The sequence below is a fragment of the Candidatus Frankia nodulisporulans genome (assembly GCF_902806475.1).
Lineage (GTDB): Bacteria > Actinomycetota > Actinomycetes > Frankiales > Frankiaceae > Frankia > Frankia umida.
The window spans coordinates 1-4,651 of record NZ_CADCWS010000297.1; the positions used below are offsets into that span (position 1 = coordinate 1).

Annotated in this window: 5 protein-coding genes; 3 read left to right on the top strand and 2 right to left on the bottom strand. The window is 70.0% G+C overall.

The genetic code is table 11. The features are described 5' to 3' along the window. Window positions 1-10: 10 nt before the first annotated feature. Window positions 11-142 carry a zinc ribbon domain-containing protein gene (locus G6R24_RS18430; protein ID WP_476727363.1) on the top strand — a complete coding sequence of 44 codons (132 nt, stop codon included), beginning with the start codon at window positions 11-13 and terminating at the stop codon, window positions 140-142. A gap of 119 nt (window positions 143-261) precedes the next feature. On the opposite strand, the gene G6R24_RS18435 is transcribed toward G6R24_RS18430, so the two are convergent. Next, complete coding sequence (locus G6R24_RS18435; protein WP_163550453.1) at window positions 262-1,287, bottom strand: aldo/keto reductase; 1,026 nt, start codon at window positions 1,285-1,287, stop codon at window positions 262-264. Window positions 1,288-1,406: 119 nt separating this feature from the next. Between G6R24_RS18435 and G6R24_RS18440 the strand changes: the two genes are divergently transcribed. Beyond that, window positions 1,407-2,555, top strand: a complete 1,149-nt coding sequence (locus tag G6R24_RS18440) for an acyl-CoA dehydrogenase family protein (protein WP_163550454.1) — start codon at window positions 1,407-1,409, stop codon at window positions 2,553-2,555. A gap of 25 nt (window positions 2,556-2,580) precedes the next feature. On the opposite strand, the gene G6R24_RS18445 is transcribed toward G6R24_RS18440, so the two are convergent. Continuing rightward, window positions 2,581-3,648 carry an aldo/keto reductase gene (locus G6R24_RS18445; protein ID WP_225438706.1) on the bottom strand — a complete coding sequence of 356 codons (1,068 nt, stop codon included), beginning with the start codon at window positions 3,646-3,648 and terminating at the stop codon, window positions 2,581-2,583. 210 nt (window positions 3,649-3,858) lie between these two features. On the opposite strand from G6R24_RS18445, the gene G6R24_RS18450 reads away from it, so the two are divergent. Next, entirely contained in the window at window positions 3,859-4,641 is a 783-nt protein-coding gene (locus G6R24_RS18450; protein WP_225438707.1) for an AraC family transcriptional regulator, read from the top strand. The last annotated feature ends 10 nt before the right edge of the window (window positions 4,642-4,651 follow it).

A 4,651-nucleotide genomic window follows, 5' to 3' on the forward strand; every position in this document is an offset into this window, starting at 1 on the left:
AAAGCTGCCGTTGAACATCCGGGAATGGGTCTGCCGGTGTGGTGTGGTCCACGACCGGGATGTGAACGCGGCACGGAATGTTCTCGCGGCGGGGCTCGCCGTGATCGCCTGTGGAGACGGAGCGAGACCACCCCGCTCCTAGAGTGGGGAGGCGTCTGTCAGTGAAACAGGAAAACCTGCCCGCGAGGGTAGGAATCCCCGGTCTTCAGGCCGGGGAGGATGTCAACACGCGGCAGGAGCAGGGCCGGGTGGACGGATGGGTCAGCGGCGGCGGCGGGCGGGGTCGAGGGCGGGGCTGCGGTCGAAGTGGTTCACACCGCTGATGTCGGTGCCCGGCGGGACGACCTTGTCGATCGCGTCCAGGACGACGTCGGCGGCGCCGAGGAGGTCCTCGAGCTGGGCCATCGTCTTCGGACCGATGATGGCCGCGGTGATCGCCGGATGCGCGTCGACGAACGCCAACGCCAGGTGGGTCAGCGAAAGACCGGCCTGCTCGGCGATGGTGACCAGCGACTCCACCGCGTCATAGCGGACGGGGGTGCTCGGGTCGTCGTTGAGGTCGGCATCGGCCCGGCGCTGGGCGAACGGGCCGTCCTTGCCGTAGCGCGAACCGCCCGGGATGTCCTGGCCGCGGCGGTACTTGCCGGTCAACCAGCCGCCGGCCAGCGGGCTCCACGGGATCACACCCACGTCGTGGCGCAGCGCCGCCGGCAGCACCGCCTCCTCGATCCTGCGGGCGAAGATGGAGTACTGCGGTTGCTCGCAGACGAACCGTTCGCTGCCGCGTCGCCGTGCCGCCCACTGCGCCTCGACGATCCAGTCCGCCGGGAACGTCGACGATCCGAGGTAACGCACCTTGCCGGCGCGCACCAGGTCGGTCAGGGCGCCGAGGCTCTCCTCCAGATCGACGTCCCAGTCGTGCCGGTGGATCTGGTAGAGATCGATGTGGTCGGTGTCGAGGCGGCGCAGACTGTCCTCGACGGCGCGGATGATCCAGCGCCGAGAGCCGCCGCGGCGGTTGCGCTCGTCTCCCATCGGGTTGAAGAACTTCGTGGCGAGCACGACGTCGTCCCGGCGACCCTGCAGGGCCCGGCCGACGATTTCCTCGCTGACGCCCTGGGAGTAGACGTCGGCGGTGTCGATGAAGTTGATCCCGGCGTCGAGCGCCCGGTGGATGATGCGGACGGCCTCGTCCTGGTCGTCGTTGCCGATCGGGCCGAACATCATCGCGCCCAGGCACTGGGTGCTGACCTCGACACCGGTCCGGGCGAGCTTGCGATACCGCATGGGTCACTGCCTCCTGCGCTGTCGTCTGCCGTGCCGTCGTCAGATCGACCGTAGCGAGTCCGCCGCCCGAGCAGTACCCTTACACCGCGTGACAGTGCTGGTGCGCAGGGGAGGTCCGGGTGCAGCGGACGTTGTTCGACGCCGACCATGAGCTGTTCCGCGCGTCCGTGCGGGCCTTCGTCGAGCGGACCATCGAGCCGGGGCTGCCGACCTACCTCACCCAGCGGCTCATCGACCGCGCCGCCTGGCGGGAGGCCGGCGAGGCCGGCTTCCTCGGCGTCGGCATCCCCGAGGAGCTTGGCGGCAGCGGCGTCGGCGACTACCGGTTCAACGCCGTCTGGCTCGAGGAGCTGGCGAAGGCGAGCCTGGGCGTGGCCACCTCGTTCAGCCTGCACACCGACATCGTCGCGCCGTATCTGGTCGAACTCACCACGCCGGAGCAGCGCGAACGCTGGCTGCCCGGGTTCTGCGCGGGCGAGATCGTCACCGCGATCGGGATGACCGAGGCGTCCGGCGGATCGGACCTGGCAGCGCTGCGCACCACCGCGGTGCGCGACGGACCCGACTGGATCATCAACGGGTCGAAGACGTTCATCACCAACGGTTCCTCGGCGGAACTCGTCATCATCGCAGCCCGGACCAACCCCGACGCCAAGCCCGCCCGTGGCATCACCCTGTTCGCCGTCGAGGAGGGCATGGCGGGCTTCACCCGCGGCCGCAAACTCGACAAGGTCGGCCAGCACGAGGCCGACACCGCCGAACTGTTCTTCACCGACCTTCGGGTCGGCGCCGACGCGGTGCTCGGCGAGGTCGACCGCGGCTTCGTGGCGATGATGGAACGCCTCCCGCAGGAACGGATCAGCTGTGCGGTCACCAACCTCGCCCACGCCGACGCGATCCTCGCCGAGACCATCACCTACGCCCGTGAGCGGCGCGCGTTCGGCGCCCCGATCGGCAGCTTCCAGCACAACAAGTTCCTGCTCGCCGAACTGGTCACCCAACTCGACGTCGCCCAGGCGTTCATCGACGCCTGCGTCGCCGCGCACAGCGAGGGCGCCCTGTCCGCGGTCGACGCCGCCAAGGCGAAATGGTGGTCGTCGCAGGTGCAGAACGAGGTGCTCGACTCCTGCGTGCAGCTGCACGGCGGCTACGGCTACATGACCGAGTACCGCGCGGCCCAGGCATGGATGGACGGCCGGGTCACCCGCATCTGGGCCGGCTCCAACGAGATCATGAAAGAGATCATCGGTCGCGACCTCGGCTTCTGAGCGCGCCGGGCCATCACGGACCACGCTAGTAGCGGACGGAGTTCGCCAGCAGCGGTGGGTAGACGGTGGACGGTTCGCCGTCCACGGTGGTGCCGGCGAACTGCAGCATCGCGCGCAGCGCACCGTGCATCGCGGCGGGGTAGCCGAGGACGGGGGCGGAGATCTCGTCGAGTCGGCGAAGCTGGTCCGCGTCCAGGGTGAGGGTGAGGCTGGCCAGGTTGTCGGTGAGCTGCGCGACGCGCCGGGCGCCGATGATCGGCACGACCGCCCCCGTCCGGGCGCGCAACCAGGCCAGCGCCACCGCGGCGGACGACGTGCCACACTCGTCCGCGACCTGCGCCACGGCGTCGATCACCGGACGCTGCGCGGGGGTGGGCAGCCCGACGTAGGCGGTGCGCGCCGAGTCGATGCCCACAGCGGGGAAGTCGGGGGCCGCGGGGGAGGTGGCGGCGCGGCGGTACTTGCCGGAGAGAAAACCGTTCTTCAGCGGGCTCCACGGGACGAGCGCCAGACCCTGGTCGCGGGCGAACGGTGCGAGCTCACCCTCGACGGTGCGCGCCAGCAGTGAGTACTCGACCTGCAGCGCGACCAACGGCGTCCATCCGCGCAGCAGGGCCGTCGTCTGGGCCTGGGCGGTCAGCCATGCCGGAGTGTTCGAGAAGCCGAGGTAGCGGACCTTGCCGGCGCGGACCAGATCGTCGAGGGTGCGCATCGTCTCCTCGATCGGGGTGTTGCGATCCCAGTTGTGCAGCCAGTACAGGTCGAGATGGTCGGTGCGCAGGCGGCGCAGCGTCTCGTGTAGCTGCGCGAGGATCGCGCGGCGTCCGGCGCCCCCTGCGTTGGGGTCGCCGGGAAACATGTTGGTGAAGAACTTCGAGGCGAGCACCACCCGGTCGCGGTGCCCGGGCCGGGCCGCGAAGTAGTCGCCGAGTATCCGCTCGGAATGCCCGTTCGTGTAGAAGTTGGCGGTGTCGACGAAGTTCCCGCCGCGCTCCAGGTAGGCGCTCAGGATGCGTTCGGACTCCTCGACGCTGCACCCGGCGCCACCCGGATCCTCGCCGAAGGTCATCGCACCGAGCGCGAACGGGCTCACCCGAAGACCCGATCGTCCCAAGGTGACATAGTGATCAAGAGCCATGGTCGACTGCTCCATCCGGATCGTGGCTGGCGTCTGCCGTGCTCGTCCATCGAAGCCCGCCCCGCCCGGCGGACGGTAGACCAATCCATCCATCCTCTTGCCCGATCCTCTCGACCATGCTCCGATCGGACTTGCCAGTGGACGTGGCGGGATGGCACCGTCACGATGATGCGACCGCAGCCGTTCCCGCCGAGGTCCGACGCCGCGCTGGCGGAGCTGCGCGAGCTCATCGCCCGGCATGCCCGCCCGGACCTGCGCACCCCCGTGCCCGGACTGCTGCTGTCCCGGGTGACGAGCGTGGCACCGGACTACTCGGTGGCCGAGCCGCTGCTTGTGGTCATGGCCCAGGGCGGCAAGCGGCTGATGCTCGGCGACGAGGTGCACGAGTACCGAACCGGCCAGTGCCTGGTCGTGTCCGCCGACGTCCCCGTGGCCGGCCATTTCCTGGACGCCTCAGCGGGTACGCCCGCGCTCGCCCTGGGCGTTGTGCTGCGGCCCGCGGTCCTTGCGCCACTGCTGCTCCACGCGCCAGGCGCGGAACGTGTCACGGCGACGACTTCGCCGGCAGCGGCGCCGGTGTCGGCGCTGGCGACGAGTGAGGCCAGCGCCGACCTGCTGGACGCGGCGGTCCGTCTGCTTCGGCTGCTTGACCATCCGGCGGACGCACCGGTCCTCGCGCCGCTGCTCGAACGGGAGATCCACTGGCGGCTGCTCACCGGCCCGCACGGCCCGACGATCCGCCAGGTGGGCCTTGCCGACAGCGGACTCGCTCAGGTCAGCCGCGCGATCCGCTGGATTCGTGCGCACTACGCGGAACCGCTGCGCATCGCCGATCTCGCCCGCCTCGCCGGGATGAGCCCGTCCGCCTTCCACCGCCATTTCCGCGCGGTCACCGCGCTCAGCCCGCTGCAGTTCCAGAAACGCCTTCGGCTGCAACAGGCCCGGTAACTGGTCAGGT